11 protein-coding genes, 13 tRNA genes and 4 rRNA genes are annotated in these 17,765 nt (G+C 47.3%); 2 read left to right on the forward strand and 26 right to left on the reverse strand.

The features are described from left to right. Positions 1 to 26: 26 nt before the first annotated feature. The 5 genes from V6668_RS26490 to ppc form a co-directional block, all read right to left on the reverse strand. Positions 27 to 1,520 carry a CdaR family protein gene (locus V6668_RS26490; protein ID WP_338707112.1) on the reverse strand — a complete coding sequence of 498 codons (1,494 nt, stop codon included), beginning with the start codon at positions 1,518 to 1,520 and terminating at the stop codon, positions 27 to 29. Then, positions 1,513 to 2,349 carry a diadenylate cyclase CdaA gene (gene cdaA, locus V6668_RS26495; RefSeq protein ID WP_338707113.1) on the reverse strand — a complete coding sequence of 279 codons (837 nt, stop codon included), beginning with the start codon at positions 2,347 to 2,349 and terminating at the stop codon, positions 1,513 to 1,515. Before cdaA ends, V6668_RS26490 begins: the two co-directional genes overlap by 8 nt. Positions 2,350 to 2,664: 315 nt before the next feature. Further along, positions 2,665 to 3,279: a zf-HC2 domain-containing protein gene (locus V6668_RS26500; RefSeq protein ID WP_036614042.1), complete on the reverse strand. Its 615-nt coding sequence runs from the start codon at positions 3,277 to 3,279 to the stop codon at positions 2,665 to 2,667. Between the two features lie 136 nt (positions 3,280 to 3,415). Continuing rightward, a complete protein-coding gene (gene sigW, locus V6668_RS26505) occupies positions 3,416 to 3,982 on the reverse strand; it encodes an RNA polymerase sigma factor SigW (protein WP_036614044.1) in 567 nt (188 codons plus the stop codon). Between the two features lie 260 nt (positions 3,983 to 4,242). Beyond that, positions 4,243 to 7,035, reverse strand: coding sequence for a phosphoenolpyruvate carboxylase (gene ppc / locus V6668_RS26510; RefSeq protein ID WP_100529907.1), 2,793 nt, complete (start codon positions 7,033 to 7,035; stop codon positions 4,243 to 4,245). A 577-nt stretch (positions 7,036 to 7,612) separates the two neighbouring features. Here ppc and V6668_RS26515 point away from each other — a divergent pair. Next, positions 7,613 to 7,960, forward strand: a complete 348-nt coding sequence (locus tag V6668_RS26515; RefSeq protein ID WP_338707114.1) for a WGxxGxxG family protein — start codon at positions 7,613 to 7,615, stop codon at positions 7,958 to 7,960. A 227-nt stretch (positions 7,961 to 8,187) separates the two neighbouring features. On the opposite strand, the gene V6668_RS26520 is transcribed toward V6668_RS26515, so the two are convergent. From V6668_RS26520 to V6668_RS26615, 20 genes are all read right to left on the reverse strand, one after another. Further along, positions 8,188 to 8,258, reverse strand: a tRNA-Gly gene (locus V6668_RS26520). 11 nt (positions 8,259 to 8,269) lie between these two features. Continuing rightward, a tRNA-Pro gene (locus V6668_RS26525) sits at positions 8,270 to 8,343 on the reverse strand. Positions 8,344 to 8,358: 15 nt separating this feature from the next. Then, a tRNA-Arg gene (locus V6668_RS26530) sits at positions 8,359 to 8,435 on the reverse strand. A gap of 8 nt (positions 8,436 to 8,443) precedes the next feature. Then, positions 8,444 to 8,518 (reverse strand) — tRNA-Gly (locus V6668_RS26535). A 10-nt stretch (positions 8,519 to 8,528) separates the two neighbouring features. After that, a tRNA-Leu gene (locus tag V6668_RS26540) sits at positions 8,529 to 8,609 on the reverse strand. A gap of 6 nt (positions 8,610 to 8,615) precedes the next feature. After that, positions 8,616 to 8,691 (reverse strand) — tRNA-Lys (locus V6668_RS26545). Positions 8,692 to 8,700: 9 nt separating this feature from the next. Further along, positions 8,701 to 8,775 (reverse strand) — tRNA-Gln (locus tag V6668_RS26550). A gap of 9 nt (positions 8,776 to 8,784) precedes the next feature. Next, positions 8,785 to 8,860, reverse strand: a tRNA-Val gene (locus V6668_RS26555). Positions 8,861 to 8,867: 7 nt separating this feature from the next. Beyond that, positions 8,868 to 8,939 (reverse strand) — tRNA-Glu (locus V6668_RS26560). A gap of 10 nt (positions 8,940 to 8,949) precedes the next feature. Continuing rightward, positions 8,950 to 9,022 (reverse strand) — tRNA-Thr (locus V6668_RS26565). 3 nt (positions 9,023 to 9,025) lie between these two features. Beyond that, positions 9,026 to 9,101: transfer RNA gene (locus V6668_RS26570), tRNA-Asn, on the reverse strand. Between the two features lie 84 nt (positions 9,102 to 9,185). Next, positions 9,186 to 9,302: ribosomal RNA gene (gene rrf / locus V6668_RS26575) — 5S ribosomal RNA — on the reverse strand. Between the two features lie 78 nt (positions 9,303 to 9,380). Further along, positions 9,381 to 12,306: ribosomal RNA gene (locus tag V6668_RS26580) — 23S ribosomal RNA — on the reverse strand. Positions 12,307 to 12,513: 207 nt separating this feature from the next. Then, positions 12,514 to 12,589: transfer RNA gene (locus V6668_RS26585), tRNA-Ala, on the reverse strand. Positions 12,590 to 12,611: 22 nt separating this feature from the next. Next, positions 12,612 to 12,688 (reverse strand) — tRNA-Ile (locus V6668_RS26590). 36 nt (positions 12,689 to 12,724) lie between these two features. Next, positions 12,725 to 12,841, reverse strand: a 5S ribosomal RNA gene (gene rrf, locus V6668_RS26595). A gap of 158 nt (positions 12,842 to 12,999) precedes the next feature. Beyond that, a 16S ribosomal RNA gene (locus tag V6668_RS26600) occupies positions 13,000 to 14,552 on the reverse strand. Together the 16S, 23S and 5S rRNA genes with 13 tRNA genes alongside form the textbook arrangement of a ribosomal RNA operon. A gap of 193 nt (positions 14,553 to 14,745) precedes the next feature. Beyond that, on the reverse strand, positions 14,746 to 15,033 hold the full coding sequence (locus V6668_RS26605) for a hypothetical protein (protein ID WP_338707115.1): 288 nt from the start codon (positions 15,031 to 15,033) through the stop codon (positions 14,746 to 14,748). Beyond that, positions 15,033 to 15,263: a hypothetical protein gene (locus tag V6668_RS26610; protein WP_017692114.1), complete on the reverse strand. Its 231-nt coding sequence runs from the start codon at positions 15,261 to 15,263 to the stop codon at positions 15,033 to 15,035. The genes V6668_RS26605 and V6668_RS26610 overlap by 1 nt, the downstream gene beginning before the upstream one ends. Before the next feature lie 153 nt (positions 15,264 to 15,416). Continuing rightward, positions 15,417 to 16,034, reverse strand: a complete 618-nt coding sequence (locus V6668_RS26615) for a stage II sporulation protein M (RefSeq protein ID WP_338707116.1) — start codon at positions 16,032 to 16,034, stop codon at positions 15,417 to 15,419. Between the two features lie 122 nt (positions 16,035 to 16,156). Between V6668_RS26615 and pdaB the strand changes: the two genes are divergently transcribed. Then, complete coding sequence (gene pdaB, locus V6668_RS26620) at positions 16,157 to 16,933, forward strand: polysaccharide deacetylase family sporulation protein PdaB (protein WP_036607219.1); 777 nt, start codon at positions 16,157 to 16,159, stop codon at positions 16,931 to 16,933. Positions 16,934 to 17,031: 98 nt separating this feature from the next. Here the strand turns inward: pdaB and V6668_RS26625 are convergent, their stop codons facing one another. Next, positions 17,032 to 17,664: a KinB-signaling pathway activation protein gene (locus tag V6668_RS26625; RefSeq protein ID WP_338707117.1), complete on the reverse strand. Its 633-nt coding sequence runs from the start codon at positions 17,662 to 17,664 to the stop codon at positions 17,032 to 17,034. Positions 17,665 to 17,765 lie beyond the last annotated feature (101 nt).

A 17,765-nucleotide genomic window follows, 5' to 3' on the forward strand; every position in this document is an offset into this window, starting at 1 on the left:
TTTTGAGAATTTTAAAATTAGAACGTTTACGGATTCGCGCCACTTTTACTGCCAGTACCGCTGTTATTATTATTTAAATTACCTCGACTGCTTGTGCTCCCCTGTTGACCCTGATCCTGAGTATCCGTATTCGATTCCGTTTCTTCTTCATCAGGAACAGGCTCCGTTTCCCCATTTTCGACCTCGGCTGGTGAAGGGTCAGGTGCTACCGTTCCCTCGTCAGTCGGATCCTCGCTAGGAGTAGTTGTGGTGTCTTCAGCCTTTTCGCTAATTTTGACCGTTGCACTCAGAGCATTGGATAATTCATCCAGTTTGGCATAACGGGGCAGGTCGGCTTCAAGCTTGATCTCATGCGTTCCGACCGCAAGTCCAGTGAGATCCCCGGTCAACGTGAGATCATCACTACTTAGACCCTCAAGCATACTAGCTGAGCCTGTGAGTGTAAGGTTCAGACCGCCGCTTTTAGGCGTAACCAGCGTCCCTTCCAGTCCATTCCCCGCACCGGTAAGTGTGATGGGGACGTTCGGAAAGACTTTGGTTGTCTCCTCTGCCTCGTCAAATGGTGATATGGTTACCTTGATCTGAATCGAACTAGGCTCGATTTTCTCAAAACCGGAAGGCGGCGTCAAGTCCACGTTAACTGTCGATGTACCCGACTGATCAAACTGTGTAAGATCAAGGGTTACTTGGTCGTAGGACTGTATACCTGCAAGCGCATCCTCTGATCCATAAACCGAGACTTCTTTCACGTTTGGCTCTACCGTGGAGAGTACCAGGCCTTCCGGAAGCTGTCCCGAATATTTGATTCTTAAGGGTACAGATGTATAGGGCTGATTGACCGGAACTCGGACTTCAACCGTTTGAGGCGTTATAATCGCATTTTCAAGGACCTTGCCCTCAGCATCGTATGCTTGAAGTTTCACTTTTTTCTGTATGACATCTTCCTTGGCATCTTTCACGCTCACACTGCCCTGGACCTTCGCTACAGCCTCGAGTTGCCCTTCGGGCAGAGTTACCTTAACTGGCGTCGAAGGTTCAGTTACGGGCGTTCCAGCGCTGTATCCGGCGGATGGTTCCCCTTCGGGTACAATATTCACATTGAAGGATTTGGTGCCCAATTTTTCTACGTTCACCGTAACCATGGAAGGTTCCATGCTGACCACTTCTACCCCGGAAGGCAAATCAGGTACAAGTGGCAGTGTATTGGACCCATCTTTCACCTGACTCAGATCGACCAGTACCTTGTAATCGTCATTCGTAAAAATCGATGTTAGCATCGAGCGCTGTCCTTTGATCTCCAGCCGGACCTCATCCGTACTTAATGAAGTGAGCACATAGCTAGTGCTGTCTAATCCATAAGGTTGAACAGGCACCGTACGTTCCACAACCTTGTTGGTTGTCCCTGTTGTAATCGTAGGGGTGGTTGGTACTTCATCCAGATGAATCATGAACCAGAGCAGCAGGCTCACCGCAAGCGCAAGTATTTTGGCAAAGTTATTATTGTTAAACCACTTATCCATTGTTACGTCCTCCCTTCCGTTTCCAGAAGGTTGTCCAGCCATTCTTTTTCAGATTGGATGTAGGGCGCAACTCCTCATACAGTTTGGCAATCAGCGATTCTTCCTTAATATCACGAACGACCTGTCCATTCATTGCCAGTGACACTTGTCCTGTCTCCTCGGAGACAACCAAACAGATCGCATCTGCAACTTCGGTAATCCCGATCGCTGCACGGTGGCGTGTTCCCAATTCCTTACTGATAAAAGGATTCTCTGATAATGGCAAATAACAAGCTGCCGCCGAAATCTGTTTTCCCTGTACAATAACGGCTCCATCATGGAGCGGTGTATTTGGAATAAAGATGTTAATCATTAGTTCCGAGCTGACCAGAGATTGCATCTTAATGCCCGATTCCGTGTAATCGTTCAGACCCGTTTCACGTTCAAATACGACCAAAGCGCCAATTTTACGCCGTGACAAATAATTAACTGACTTGATAATTTCCCCAATTAGCACCGTTAATTCTTCATCACTCGCAGCCGCTGAACGTCCAAACAGCTTACCGCGTCCCAATTGCTCCAGACCACGACGCAGTTCCGGCTGAAAGATAATGAAGACCGCAACGACACCAAACGTAAACATCTGGTTCATTAACCATTTGAGCGTATACAGGTTTAGCCACGTACTTAATGCCCAGATCAACACAAGGAACAGAATCCCTTTCAGGAGCTGAACCGCACGTGTCCCCCGCACAAGCAAAATCAGTTTGTACATAATATAGGTAACGATCAATATATCGATAACGTCCTTAATGGACTCTGTCCACGTTAAGTCAGCAAAATAATTCATAAGCCAGCCCCCGCTATCCCCATTGATGAGTAAACCCTGATCTCATATTAACCCATTAGGATTTTATATAATCCTTTGTCTCCGCATTTTTGCATCATTCGATTTGTGCAAAATGCTTATCTATATGTAGTAGTATGTTCTCTTTAGTATCTAGGTTATAACGTTAACGTTCAGGTTGCAAGTTACGACAGTCTCAAACTGCACATAAACATCACATTTACCATGAATTACAAAGTTTGCGTATAAAAAAAGAGTACCCCATGCAATCTGGAGGTACCCTGCTTGGTATATACCATTGAAGAATTTTACCCTGTTCTAGCGATAAGCCACTTCATTTACCATATTGGTTATTTTGTACCAGAACCAGTCCAGCGCCTGATCAATACTTTTCACCTGACCTGAAATATGCGCCGTTGAAGCCTGAAACAGTTGTCCGTCGATAACCGTCAGATTGCCGTTCACATCACCATATACTTGTGCGGTTCCATTTTCTATCGTAAGATCGCCAGCAATTGACTTACCTTCAGGAACAATAACCGTGTTACCCTGAATCACGATCTGGTCCAGATTATTTCCCTTAACAACCATTTCGTTATTCTGATTCCAGAAATTCAAGGCGCTAAAGAGCATCACGACCAAAAAGAAGGCTGCCGCCGTCAGCGCGGGATGTCCTTTGACCCATTTGAGCCATGCTTGCTGTCTCTTGGGCTGGGGCAGAGCATTCATAATTCGATTGGTCAGCTCATCAGAGGCAGACGGTGAATAGTGTTTCATGGCAAAGAGTAACATTTCCGTCTGTTCCAACTCTTTAAAGCGCATGCGACAATCCGGACAGATCACAAGGTGACTTTTCAGTTCAACCTTCTGGGCCGGGGACAACGACTCATCCAAACATTCATGCATTAAAGAGACGGCCGAGTTGCAATCCATATGAGAGCCAATCCTTTCTTAAATCACTTAGTCCATGTGCCATTAAAAAGCACGCATAAGACTTGCATACATTACATACGCATCCGTTTCGGATATGTTTCAAATAATTTCGCCCATATTTAAAGGCGCTTAACATTTATAACTTATACTCCAATTTTTTACGTAGAAAATCACGGCCCCGATGAACGCGTGTCTTGATCGTTGTTACGGGCATACCTGTCACATCACTGATTTCCTGTAGCGACAAGTCCTGTAAATATCTCAGAATCATAACGGACTTATACTTGGCTGGCAAACTGTCAATGGCCTCACGAATGAGTGTCTGCGTTTCTGACAGGAGCGCTTCACTCTCAGGTGTACGATCATCACTCGGGAGCATCGCATAACCATCAGATCCTTCCTGATCATTCAGTTCAGCATCCAATGAGTATGAAGGTTTCTTTCTGCGCAGTCGGTCAATACACAGATTCGTTGCGATCCGGTAGATCCAGGTTGAGAACTTCTGGTTCGGATCGTACTTCTCCATATTACGAAACACACGCAAAAACGTCTCCTGCACAACGTCTTCAGCTTCATGACGATTGTTCAGCATCCGGTATGCCAAATGAAATAGCTTGTCCTTATATAGTTCAACGATTTCTGCAAAGGCTCTCTGGTCGCCCTTGAGCACCAGTTTAATAAGCCTGTTCTCCAAATTGTCCACCCTTATTCCCCCAGACATGCTGATGGGTCTTCCGTCTTCTGATACCCGTCCACACTTGTAATTCACCAATCAAATCGTAAATCAACTTTGGTCAAAAATCAAGACTGTATGACAAATATCCGCCAAAAACAGTAAAAACGGGAACTCCCGCAGGAGTCCCGTTTCATCTCTTACTCCGTAGAGCAGAGAATGGAGCTTTTTAGTTAACAAAGTAATGGGTACTTTGTTACATATAATCATCATTCACAACAAATTGATAATCAACCTGTGTTACGCAGTCCTGCAGCGATGCCGTTGATTGTCAGCAATACTTCTCTAAGCAGTTCCGTATCATCCTCACCACGTTCACGCATATCTCTGAGCTCGCTCAGAAGTTGAACTTGCATGTAGGACAACGGATCTACATAAGGGTTACGAAGACGAATGGATTCTTGAATAACCGGTACATCATCCAGAATTTCAGCTTCTCCGGTAATTTTCAAAATCAGCTCTTTTGTGAGCTTGAATTCGGCTTCGATCTGACCGTAGATGCGATCACGGGCTTCCTTGTTCGAAGTCATTGCTGAATATTCTTTGGCAATCACCAGATCTGCCTTGGCTACGGCCATCTGTACCGTATCAATTAATGTGCGGAAGAATGGGAAGCTTGCATACATTTCTTTCAGGACAACCAGATTTTCCTCTTTATCCTGATAGTAACTTTGCAATCCTGTTCCTGCCGCATACCATGCCGGAAGCAAATATCGACTTTGAGTCCAGGCGAATACCCAAGGGATCGCTCTCAGATCTTCAAACTTATCACTATTTTTACGCTTGGATGGACGGGAACCAATATTCAGCTCACCAACCTCCGGAAGCGGCGTTGATTCTTTGAAGAAGGTGAAGAAGTCTGGATCACGGAAAATCAGATCCTGATATTTCGTCAGAGATACTTCCGAAATCTCTTTGATGATGCTGTCCCAATGACGTTCGGATGCTGACTCTTGCGGCTCAAGCCCATTAAGTGCTGCTGTGATTAGAGCCGAAGTTGCCTGCTCCAGACTGCGGTATGCAATCCCCTGAAGGGAATAACGGGAAGAAATAACCTCTCCCTGCTCCGTAATCTTGATGCCCCCACCAATCGTATGTGGTGGTTGAGCAAGAATACTGCGGTTGAGTGGCATGCCGCCACGTCCAAGAGCCCCGCCACGTCCATGGAAGAACTTCAGCTTAACACCGTGTTCATTCCCTACAGCCGTGATGGCATTCATTGCTACGCGCAATTCCCAGTTGGCTGTAACCACGCCGCCATCCTTGTTACTATCTGAATAACCAAGCATGATTTCATGCAGTTCATTCCGTCCTTTTACGCTTGCGCGGTATACAGGGAGGTTGAACAGCTTCTGCATAATGTCCGAAGCCGCATGTAGATCATCAATCGTTTCAAACAGCGGTACCGCTTGAAGTGTAGATACAACGTCACCGTTGTGTCCTTTGGTGAATAAGCCCACTTCCTTGGCAAATACCATAACCTCCAGCAAATCACTTGCGCCCTGCGTCATACTGATCAGGTAACTTGTGATACAGCCGTTCCCAAATTCGTTCTGGGCACGTTTGATGGTACGGAAGACATCCAGACACTCTTTGGTTCCCTCCGTGTATTGGTGATAAGGAGAAGTAAGCGGACGTGGATCATCCAGCAAACGAGCAAGCAGATCGATTTTACCGTCTTCAGTCAGACGTGCATAATCCTCTACAATGTTCATTTTCGCCAAAATCTCCGACATCGCATTTTCATGTTCCTTACTGTGCTGACGCACATCCAATGCTGCGGTATGGAAACCAAACAACTCGACTTGACGAATCATTTTGCGAATGGTCGTATCTGCTACGTAATCGGCAAAATGATGGCGCAGACTTCGATCAATAATCATCAGTTCATCAATCAAATCCTGTGCGCTATGATAACGGTCAGGCTGACCTAATTTGTTTTCATCCAGTACATTGTTCAGCTTGGCAATCATATAAGCCAATTTGATGCGGTATGGCTCTTTTTCATTCCGCCAGATATCCACTTTTTTCAATGTAACAGAATTACGATCCTGCTCAATCGACTGCACCAGCTCATCCGATACATGAATGATGTTTGTGCTGAAGCTGAGATGGCCCATAAGTTCAATCATAATCCGTTGGTATTCACGCAAAGCGAGCTTGCGTTGCATCAACAGTGTCTGCCATGTTACATCTGAAGTTACCGAAGGATTTCCATCCCGGTCTCCACCGATCCAGGAACCGAACCGCAAATACGTCGGCACATGCCAGTCATGGTCAGGATAAAATTTGTTCAGGCAGCGTTCCAGCTCCTGATATACATCCGGAAGTACGTGGAACAACGTTTCATGAAAGTAATACATCCCGTTCCGCACTTCATCGAGTACAGTCGGTTTGCGGTCGCGAAGTTCATCTGTCTGCCAGAGTGTAATAACCTCATTCAGCAGCTTCTCACGCAACTGTTCACGTTCACGCAACGTCAGCGTAGGATTATCAAGTGACATGACATCTTCGGATATCCGTTTATGGATGTCCAGAATAACCCGGCGCATAGCTTCGGTTGGGTGAGCTGTCATAACGAGTTCCAACGACAAATCGTCGAGAATCTCTTCCACCTCTGTATGAGACAGTCCACGTTCCTTAAGATCCTGTACTGCTTTCTCAATTGATCCTGGCTGCACAGCGTCCCCAGCAGAACGTTCATAATCCCGTTTACGCCGGATCCGATGGTTTTGTTCAGCAATATTAACTAATTGAAAATAAATAGCGAAAGCCCGAATAACCTGGTGACGATTGTCCGAGTCTAATTCCTGGATCATCGTTTTGAACTCTGCATAGAGTTCTGGCAGAAATTCTGCACGCAACGATTTGCTCGTTTCCCGAATCTTCTCAACGATATCTAGAAGCTCCGTGCCGCCTTGATGGACAAGAACTTCTCCGAGTATATTGCCCAGGAACCGCACGTCTCGCCGAAGCAGGTTGTTGGATTGGCTTTTGCTGGCGGTTACCATAGTTTCAGTCATGCTTATCCTCCCATCTGATCGTTCCATTCGTACACGTAAATTTGACACCTTCATAACATCATACAATAAAATGGTACGAAAATCTTTATTTTTCTACTAGAAAAAATGGGGATTATCCCCGATTTACAGCACAAAAACACGCTTTTTTATTCATTTTCTTGTTCTGCTTCAATTAATGGTCATATACTGTCGCATGATACCTTTTTCACGTACTTTAGATAAATCAAAAGTCTCATACCTATTCTTAAAAACTCATAAATATACAGTTCTTTTAGATATGATCCCATGTACCTGATATTAAGGTTAAACCGCATAATTTCATTGTTTGAGAACAGATGATATACAAAGAAACATGACCGGCAAAGCAAGCTTTTGTATACTTTACCACAGTGACGCAATAAATTAAAGATGTAATTATAATTTTCTTCCCACTACAGTCTGCTTACTAGGCAAGTTTCTTATGTATGTTGTTATTCAATTGGACTCAAAGGTATATCTTAACAGACTATTTCTACATATTGTACTTGTCTTCTTGGGCAGATTAATCTGTAGCTCTTACTAAAAAGGAGGAATCCACATGATGAAGAAAGGTACAACAATTATTGCTTCCGTGCTTCTGGTGGCCGCGATGGCAGGCCCTGCTGCTGCTGCTGGTCAAATGTCCAAAGGAATGGATACAACCGGCTCACGTGTCCGGTCTTATCAGGACACCAACTACATGGACCGCACAAACACTAATTCCAACATGAATATGAACATGGATGGAAACTACCGCAACAATGGTGACTATCGTACCAACAGTGTTCGTGCAAACGCCACAACAACCGACCGTGACAACGGCATGGATTGGGGCTGGCTTGGTTTGTTGGGACTGCTTGGATTAGCTGGCATGCGTAAAAGAGTGACGGACCACAACGAACGTTAAATTGTACTCACGTCACGTTACAATAGCTGCTACGTCTTAGAAGCAGCTCATCCACAGAGATAAACAGAAGAGCCAAGACCTCCCTATTTGGATTGCAAAGGAGTCTTGGCTCTTTTTTAATTAAACCTGTACTGTACCTTACATAAAATAACTGCTAATTTTTACGTTAATACGTTAATAAAAAAAAAGCCTCTGCATCTGCAAAGGCTCTTTCATTATGTCCTGTAAGCGGGTGATGGGAATCGAACCCACGCTATTAGCTTGGAAGGCTAAAGTTCTACCATTGAACTACACCCGCATAAACAAAAATCGGGATGACACGATTTGAACATGCGACCCCCTGGTCCCAAACCAGGTGCTCTACCAAGCTGAGCTACATCCCGATACTAAAAAAATAATGGCGCGCCCTGAGAGATTCGAACTCCCGGCCTTTTGATTCGTAGTCAAACGCTCTATCCAGCTGAGCTAAGGGCGCAAAAATATTGGAGCGGAAGACGGGAATCGAACCCGCGACCCTCGCCTTGGCAAGGCGATGCTCTACCGCTGAGCCACTTCCGCAAATAAAGGATGCGCGTGGAGGGACTTGAACCCCCACGTCAAAGACGCTAGATCCTAAGTCTAGTGCGTCTGCCAATTCCGCCACACGCGCATATGATGGTGAGTCATGAAGGGCTCGAACCTTCGACACCCTGATTAAAAGTCAGGTGCTCTACCAACTGAGCTAATGACTCATACTAAAATGGCTGGGGATATAGGATTTGAACCTATGCATGACGGAGTCAAAGTCCGTTGCCTTACCGCTTGGCTAATCCCCAATAAAAATATGGTGGAGGCTGAGGGGATCGAACCCCCGACCCTCTGCTTGTAAGGCAGATGCTCTCCCAGCTGAGCTAAGCCTCCAACTATATGACCCGTAGGGGATTCGAACCCCTGTTACCTCCGTGAAAGGGAGGTGTCTTAACCCCTTGACCAACGGGCCCCATTTCCAAAGCTCTCAACCGGGATCGAACCGGTGACCTCATCCTTACCATGGATGCACTCTACCTACTGAGCTATGAGAGCAAATGGCTCCCCGAACAGGGCTCGAACCTGTGACAACTCGATTAACAGTCGAGTGCTCTACCAACTGAGCTATCAGGGAATAATATGCATTTGCAGGGCAAATGCAATTCATCGTACAACGTCCACATGCAGAGCCTGTTTTCTATGTATGATGAAAGAGTTCGCTTGGCGGCGTCCTACTCTCCCAGGACCCTGCGGTCCAAGTACCATCGGCGCTAGAGGGCTTAACGGTCGTGTTCGGGATGGGTACGTGTGGAACCCCTCCGCCATCGCCACCAAACGCAACGCTTAGCTTACATTCAGAGATCGTTCTCTGAAAACTAGATTCGAAACGAAACATGCGATTTATCACTTGCTATTGGATAAGCCCTCGACCGATTAGTACTGGTCAGCTCCATGCATTGCTGCACTTCCACCCCCAGCCTATCTACCTCGTCGTCTTCAAGGGGTCTTACATACTGGGAAATCTCATCTTGAGGGGGGCTTCACGCTTAGATGCTTTCAGCGTTTATCCCGTCCGTACATAGCTACCCAGCGGTGCTCCTGGCGGAACAACTGGTACACCAGCGGTACGTCCATCCCGGTCCTCTCGTACTAAGGACAGCTCCTCTCAAATTTCCTACGCCCACGACAGATAGGGACCGAACTGTCTCACGACGTTCTGAACCCAGCTCGCGTACCGCTTTAATGGGCGAACAGCCCAACCCTTGGGACCTACTTCAGCCCCAGGATGCGATGAGCCGACATCGAGGTGCCAAACCTCCCCGTCGATGTGGACTCTTGGGGGAGATAAGCCTGTTATCCCCAGGGTAGCTTTTATCCGTTGAGCGATGGCCCTTCCATGCGGTACCACCGGATCACTAAGCCCGACTTTCGTCCCTGCTCGACTTGTAGGTCTCGCAGTCAAGCTCCCTTATGCCTTTGCACTCTTCGAATGATTTCCAACCATTCTGAGGGAACCTTTGGGCGCCTCCGTTACTCTTTAGGAGGCGACCGCCCCAGTCAAACTGCCCACCTGACACTGTCCCCGCACCGGATTACGGTACCAGGTTAGAACCTAGATACGATCAGGGTGGTATCCCAACGTTGCCTCCACGCAAGCTGGCGCTCACGTTTCAAAGGCTCCCACCTATCCTGTACAGATCGTACCCAAATTCAATATCAAGCTGCAGTAAAGCTCCATGGGGTCTTTCCGTCTTGTCGCGGGTAACCTGCATCTTCACAGGTATTAAAATTTCACCGGATCTCTCGTTGAGACAGCGCCCAAGTCGTTACGCCATTCGTGCGGGTCAGAATTTACCTGACAAGGAATTTCGCTACCTTAGGACCGTTATAGTTACGGCCGCCGTTTACTGGGGCTTCGGTTCACAGCTTCGGATTGCTCCTAACCACTCCCCTTAACCTTCCAGCACCGGGCAGGCGTCAGCCCGTATACTTCGCCTTACGGCTTCGCACAGACCTGTGTTTTTGCTAAACAGTCGCTTGGGCCTTTTCACTGCGGCCCCCTCGTGCTATTCACACTACCGGGGCACCCCTTCTCCCGAAGTTACGGGGTCATTTTGCCGAGTTCCTTAACGAGAGTTCTTCCGCGCGCCTTAGAATACTCTTCTCGCCTACCTGTGTCGGTTTGCGGTACGGGCACCATCACCTGGCTAGAGGCTTTTCTTGGCAGTGTGAGATCATGACCTTCGCTACTATAATTTTCGCTCCCCATCACAGCTCAGCCTTACAATGTGCGGATTTGCCTACACATCAGCCTTACTGCTTAGACGGACATCCATCAGTCCGCGTCACTACCCTACTGCGTCCCCCCATTGCTCATAACGGCTTACGGTGGTACAGGAATTTCGACCTGTTGTCCTTCGACTACGCCTTTCGGCCTCGCCTTAGGTCCCGACTTACCCTGAGCGGACGAGCCTTCCTCAGGAACCCTTAGGCTTTCGGCGGATCAGATTCTCACTGATCTTTTCGTTACTCATACCGGCATTCTCACTTGTATAATGTCCAGCGCTCCTTACGGTACACCTTCAACCCTTATACAACGCTCCCCTACCCCTGATGCAAAGCATCAAGCCATAGCTTCGGTGGTGTGTTTAGCCCCGTTACATTTTCGGCGCAGAGTCACTCGACCAGTGAGCTATTACGCACTCTTTCAATGATGGCTGCTTCTAAGCCAACATCCTGGTTGTCTGTGCAACTCCACATCCTTTCCCACTTAACACACACTTGGGGACCTTAGCTGATGGTCTGGGCTGTTTCCCTTTTGACAATGGATCTTAGCACTCACTGTCTGACTCCCGGAAGTAAGTCTATGGCATTCGGAGTTTGACTGAGCTTGGTAACCCTTGCGGGCCCCGCACCCAATCAGTGCTCTACCTCCACGACTCTGTTTTCCGAGGCTAGCCCTAAAGCTATTTCGGGGAGAACCAGCTATCTCCGAGTTCGATTGGAATTTCTCCGCTACCCCCACCTCATCCCCGCATTTTTCAACATGCGTGGGTTCGGGCCTCCAGTGCGTGTTACCGCACCTTCACCCTGGACAGGGGTAGATCACCCGGTTTCGGGTCTACGTCCACGTACTAAGTCGCCCTATTCAGACTCGCTTTCGCTGCGGCTCCGGCTCTTCACCTTAACCTTGCACGGGAACGTAACTCGCCGGTTCATTCTACAAAAGGCACGCCATCACCCCTAAAACGGGCTCTGACTTTTTGTAAGCACACGGTTTCAGGTTCTATTTCACTCCCCTTCCGGGGTGCTTTTCACCTTTCCCTCACGGTACTGCTTCACTATCGGTCGCTAGGAAGTATTTAGCCTTGGCAGATGGTCCTGCCGGATTCATACGGGGTTTCACGTGCCCCGCACTACTCGGGATCCGTCTCGGAGGGAACAGACTTTCAACTACAGGGCTTTTACCTTCTTTGGCGGGCCTTTCCAGACCTCTTCGCTTAACCGGTTCCTTTGTAACTCCATGTGAGACGTCCCACAACCCCAAAGAGCAAGCTCTTTGGTTTGGGCTTCTCCGCGTTCGCTCGCCGCTACTGACGGAATCACTATTGTTTTCTCTTCCTCAGGGTACTTAGATGTTTCAGTTCCCCTGGTATGCCTCACACTAACCTATGTATTCAGTTAGGTGTAACTGGAAATTACCCCAGCTGGGTTTCCCCATTCGGACACCCCCGGATCAAAGCTTGCTTACAGCTCCCCGAGGCAGTTTCGTTGTTCGCCACGTCCTTCATCGGCTCCTAGCGCCTAGGCATCCTCCGTGTGCTCTTAGTAGCTTAACCATTTTGTTCCGGTTTCGGTCGCTCGCTTCCCTTGTTTTGCTTGCGCAAAGCCAAAAGTCGCTCTCACCCGATACCCTCACAAAAGCAATTTAACTACCTTTATACACTTGACTTGTTTGCACAAGTTCAGCTTAAAGGAATGTTCTAATTCGCGTTTGTTTCGTTTCGATATCTAGTTTTCAAAGAACAAACTTGTAAAACTTTTTTTGGTGGAGCCAAGCGGGATCGAACCGCTGACCTCCTGCTTGCAAGGCAGGCGCTCTCCCAGCTGAGCTATGGCCCCATATAAAGTTTAAAGGTATAGATGGTGGGCCCTGGTGGACTCGAACCACCGGCCTCACCCTTATCAGAGGTGCGCTCTAACCAACTGAGCTAAGGGCCCACATTATATATACTATTTGAACCCAAAATGGGTTACGCTTGGCGGCGTTCTACTCTCCCAGGACCCTGCGGTCCAAGTACCATTGACGCTGAAGGGCTTAACGGTCGTGTTCGGGATGGGAACGTGTGGAACCCCTTCGCTATCGCCACCAAACGTTTGAGAGTTTGAGCTCTCAAAACTGAGCAACGAGTGAGTTGCTTGTGCTCTTCATTTCATCCACACCGAAGTGACGGACCGAAATGAATCGCTGTTGCAGGTTCTAAGAACCTGCGTATTTGAATGTTTCCGTTGCAGGAAACGATTCTCCATAGAAAGGAGGTGATCCAGCCGCACCTTCCGATACGGCTACCTTGTTACGACTTCACCCCAATCATCTATCCCACCTTCGGCGGCTGGCTCCTTGCGGTTACCCCACCGACTTCGGGTGTTATAAACTCTCGTGGTGTGACGGGCGGTGTGTACAAGACCCGGGAACGTATTCACCGCGGCATGCTGATCCGCGATTACTAGCAATTCCGACTTCATGCAGGCGAGTTGCAGCCTGCAATCCGAACTGAGACCGGCTTTGTTGGGATTGGCTCCATCTCGCGATTTCGCAGCCCGTTGTACCGGCCATTGTAGTACGTGTGTAGCCCAGGTCATAAGGGGCATGATGATTTGACGTCATCCCCACCTTCCTCCGGTTTGTCACCGGCAGTCTATCTAGAGTGCCCACCCGAAGTGCTGGCAACTAAATATAAGGGTTGCGCTCGTTGCGGGACTTAACCCAACATCTCACGACACGAGCTGACGACAACCATGCACCACCTGTCTCCTCTGTCCCGAAGGAAAGATACATCTCTGCATCGATCAGAGGGATGTCAAGACCTGGTAAGGTTCTTCGCGTTGCTTCGAATTAAACCACATACTCCACTGCTTGTGCGGGTCCCCGTCAATTCCTTTGAGTTTCAGTCTTGCGACCGTACTCCCCAGGCGGAGTGCTTAATGTGTTAACTTCGGCACCAAGGGTATCGAAACCCCTAACACCTAGCACTCATCGTTTACGGCGTGGACTACCAGGGTATCTAATCCTGTTTGCTCCCCACGCTTTCGCGCCTCAGCGTCAGTTACAGCCCAGAGAGTCGCCTTCGCCACTGGTGTTCCTCCACATATCTACGCATTTCACCGCTACACGTGGAATTCCACTCTCCTCTTCTGCACTCAAGTCACCCAGTTTCCAGTGCGATCCGGGGTTGAGCCCCGGGATTAAACACCAGACTTAAATGACCGCCTGCGCGCGCTTTACGCCCAATAATTCCGGACAACGCTTGCCCCCTACGTATTACCGCGGCTGCTGGCACGTAGTTAGCCGGGGCTTTCTTCTCAGGTACCGTCACCTTGAGAGCAGTTACTCTCCCAAGCGTTCTTCCCTGGCAACAGAGCTTTACGATCCGAAAACCTTCATCACTCACGCGGCATTGCTCCGTCAGGCTTTCGCCCATTGCGGAAGATTCCCTACTGCTGCCTCCCGTAGGAGTCTGGGCCGTGTCTCAGTCCCAGTGTGGCCGATCACCCTCTCAGGTCGGCTACGCATCGTCGCCTTGGTGAGCCGTTACCTCACCAACTAGCTAATGCGCCGCAGGCCCATCCCCAAGTGACAGATTGCTCCGTCTTTCCAGTTCTCTTCAGGCGAAGAAAACAATTATTCGGTATTAGCTACCGTTTCCGGTAGTTGTCCCAAACTTGAGGGCAGGTTGCCTACGTGTTACTCACCCGTCCGCCGCTAAGTATCAAGAAAGCAAGCTTCCTATCAACTCCGCTCGACTTGCATGTATTAGGCATGCCGCCAGCGTTCGTCCTGAGCCAGGATCAAACTCTCCAATAAAGTATTGAAAAGAGCGATAAGCTCATTTTGAATCTGACGAGATTAAAAATCTCATTTGTGCTCCAGCCGATTCAAGCCAAGGCTTGTCTCAAACTTTCGCGTTCATTCTGCAAGCAGAATGTTTACTCACTCGTTGTTCAGTTTTCAAAGATCAAACATTCAATTTAGTGCTGTTTTTCATGTTGTCGTCGTTTCAGCGGCGACTTTTATAATATATCATGTTGAAGTTCTCTTTGCAAGCATTATTTTTTCGATTATTTTCAATCGTTTTATTTTCATGCTTGTTTCCGTGAACCGCTCCTAAAAAAGGAACGAAAATTAATTTACCATATGAAATTAGAAAGGTCAACCCCTTTTCGACAAAAAGTATGAACCCTTCAGCAATTTCAGCATTATCATGGTTCAGAGGTACAGCACCCGCTATGAAGAGCCGCACCTCACTTCCACTACTATACACCGAATATATGACTAGCTTCAGCATTACGGCTTCGACTTTTTCAGCTTCCCACCTCTTGCATACTTGGACAACTCTTTTGGCGGGGCAAAGCGTGCATACATGCGGAACACAGTCTTATATCGGCTCGCGATAGCATATTTGATCTCTTGGTCAAGACGATTATCACTCAGATCGAAAAGCATCTCATCTAATTCTTTACGCAGCACATAGTCTAGTTCCTTGCATTCCTTCTCGTTAAACAACATACCCAGCATTAGAGTTCTCCTTTTTGTGCATAGCCTCTTTATCACACTTACACAAGTTTCATGCAACACCCCGTGCATTCGCTTTTGTGGGTGCTGCTGGAACCCGTTTTATTGTTATGGTCAACTTTCTGAAAATTTATGAATGCCAACCATCACAAAATTTTATCCTCTCACCAGAGTATACGTAAGTGTGCTTTCGATGATTGCTGCAACAAGAAGCAAGATGACAACCCAAAAGGATGCCGTTAACGTCCTATTCATGAATGCTCTCCATCGGGTACCCATCGTATTTCGCTTGTCACTGCCAAGTTGTGCAAGGCTTTTAATAACCAGACCACCAAACTTCAGCCCGAAGGCGCAAGCAATTATAATGACGGGAATCTCAATAATACCATGGGGAAGTAAACCTTTAACCACAATGTCATAGAAGCTTGCTCCATAATTCATCGTGGTGTGCACCACAAATCCAAGGACCATCCCATTGATCAGCAGGAAGATGACAGGCAGAATTCCGAAGAATATACCGGCATAGATGACAAGTACACTTTTGATGGCATTATTGAAAAAGATGAACAGGAAGAAGTTCCATTGCACATTGCCCCCCTGCTCCAGCCGTTCACTGACTTCACGTAATCCTCCGATTTGGTTCAACAACAGTTCTTCCAGCGGCCCTGTACTCACCCACCCTGCCCCTATACCAACAGCAAACAAAACTACGGACCAGATTAATGCACTGCGGATGGCACCAAGATCTCTAAGAAATGTACTGAATTTTAACATAATAACCTCCTGTAGAATCTAAAATGATGGACAAACAAGGATCAGTGACGAATAACTGGGCAGTACGAGCATACATTGGAGAGTAAACAAGCATTTCTTATGGGAGAGGGGCGCTTATTGAAATGAACTCGTTCTATGTATTTAGCGGCAAAAAGATTAAACGGTACTTGATTGTCCTCGTTGCTGCCATCTTTGCGATCGGTATTATCTATCTGGAGAGAGGCAATGTCTCCGTATTCTCGGAGGAAGCACCATCAGCCGTCTACAGCGTTCCAACCGAGAAGAAGGTAATCGCACTTACCTTTGACATTAGCTGGGGGGATAAACGGACGGAGCCAATTCTGAAAGTTCTTCAGGAGAATAAAGTGCAGAAGGCAACCTTTTTCCTTTCCTCCCCCTGGAGCAAGACACACCCCGAAATTGTTACTGCCATCAAAGAGGCAGGATATGAAATTGGCAGCCATGGTCACAGACATGAGAACTACAGCAGCCTGACTGAAGAAGAAATTCGCAAAGAAATTTCGACAGCTCATAGCATTTTAACCGATTTAACGGGAAAAGAACCGAAATTACTACGTCTGCCCAACGGGGACTTTGACAAGCGAGTGCTTCAGGTAGCCAATAGTCTGAATTATCAGGTTGTGCAGTGGGATACCGACTCCTTGGATTGGAAAAACCCTGGTGTACAGACCATTGTTGATCGCGTAGTAAGCAAGGCACATCCAGGGGACATCGTACTGCTGCATGCAAGCGATTCCTCCAAACAAACGCATGAAGCACTCCCTGTCATTATCGACAAGTTGAAAAATCAGGGCTATGAATTTGTTACCGTGTCTGAGTTGCTCAACCATTCCAGTGTGGAAGGTAAGGAAGTTCGTGACCAAGCCAGCGGTCAATGATTACTCAATTATGAGCTATAGCTCAAATAGGTGTGTAAAAGTTGAAAAGAGCTAACCAGGTTAGCTCTTTTTGGTATGTTTTTTATGCAAAATGAATTCTATGCTCGGCTTTCTTTCAACTGTTCTGCCTTTCCACTTACACTCCGGTTCGTCGATACATCCACCAGCCTGTGCAATATCAGCATTTGGTATGCATTACATAGGAGCAAGGGAACCACAATAAATATGGTTGCAGCATTCACATCAATACGTAATACGCCGATCGTCTCCACTATGGTGACGGCAACCATGAAAAAGAGTGTAGGTACGAGCGCGGAGATATGAGTCAACTTTACTTTAACGTAAGCGGTAACAATTGCAGCTGCCAAAATAATGATACCTAACACAATATCCGATATGCGCTCCCGGTCTCCCCCAACAAACAGGCGTAAAAACATCACGTCAAGCAGGGCTAACACCGTTAGTACAATCTGCACGATCTGCCAACCGCGCTTTGGAAATACACCTTTACCCATATAATTCAATATCAGATATGCAAAGAAACCCATTTGTGAATACACGCTGATCATAACCCCTGATCCAAATAAGATCAAAAGATACAGAAGAAAATCATTCAATCCATTTGTTTTCTCCCCGTTCACCAGCATCATAATCAATCCTGTACCCAATGCTCCCGCGGCCCCAATAAGCAAGGCTGTCCAAAACAGGAAAAACCATTTACGTAAATTCAAAAGTTTTCCACCCCCGAGTGTTTATTTTACCAACCTTCTCAGCAAAAAACCATCATTGCTCAACATATTTCCCCCTTTCCCATCACATACTACATCCAGTA

The sequence above is a fragment of the Paenibacillus amylolyticus genome (assembly GCF_036894225.1).
GTDB lineage: Bacteria > Bacillota > Bacilli > Paenibacillales > Paenibacillaceae > Paenibacillus > Paenibacillus amylolyticus.